The following is a 988-nucleotide window of genomic DNA, read 5'->3' as shown; positions in this document are numbered from 1 at the left end:
ACCAGCTGCACGGTACCGCCGGTAGCTTCATAGTCGTGTTTGAAGTGCTCCAGGTTCTCCATCACCGAGTGGTCCACCAGCGCCGTCTCTTCCAGGTTGATGATCACGGGAAAACCTGCAGGAATGCTCTCCAGCTTGCGCTTGATGCCCATGAAGTTGGTGAACACAGCTGCCTTGTTGATGGTCACTTCGTAGCGGTCTTCGGTAAAGCTTACCTCCGTAGGTGCCTTGAAGATGGCACTCAAAGGCTTGCCGTTTAACAGGTTTACCAGAATTTCGCACAGCATACCGGCAGCAATACCTACCAGCAGGTCTTCGTACAGGGTCACCAGGATGGTCACCACGAAAATCAGGAGCTGTTCTTTACCAATCTTCAGCGTATGCACAAACTCCTTGGGGTGCGCCAGGCGGATGCCTACCGAGATCAGCATGGCTGCCAGTGCAGCATTGGGGATCAGCTCGATGAGGGGTGCTGCCAGCAGTACAAAGATCACCATGCTGAGGCCATGGAAGAAGTTGGCCCAGCGGGTGCGGGCACCATTGGCCACGTTGGCAGAAGAGCGGGCGACCTCTGAGATCATGGGCAGCCCACCCAGGATGCCGGCAACGATATTACCAATACCTACGGCAATCAGGTCCTTGTTGGTATCGCTCTTGCGGCGGTAAGGATCGAGCATGTCGATGGCCTTTACGGTGAGCAGCGACTCCAGGGAGCCTACCAGGGCAAACATCACCACGTACTTGATAAACACGCCTGTCTGGGCAAAGCCGCCAAAGCTTACGTTTACCCCCATGCTGTCAATCAGGCTGCCAATATGCACCAGTGCATAGGTAGGCTCTGTTGTTTGAAAGTTCATGAGCAGCTCGGCAGGCACAGAAAAGAGGAGCACCACTAGCGGGGCGGGTACCTTCTTCAGCACCTTGATGGGCATGTTTTTCCAGTACAGCATGATGAGCAGGCTGATGACGCCCACCAGGGTAGCTTTAG

General features: G+C 55.0%; 1 protein-coding gene. It reads right to left on the bottom strand.

Features of this window, described 5'->3' with window-relative positions; genetic code table 11:
• Positions 1–988 (bottom strand): SulP family inorganic anion transporter (locus tag BUE76_RS00550; RefSeq protein WP_143313416.1); only part of this gene is annotated, 988 nt, incomplete at both ends.

This window comes from Cnuella takakiae (assembly GCF_001953305.1).
GTDB lineage: Bacteria > Bacteroidota > Bacteroidia > Chitinophagales > Chitinophagaceae > Flavisolibacter > Flavisolibacter takakiae.
This window is presented reverse-complemented; position numbering and strand designations above follow the sequence as displayed.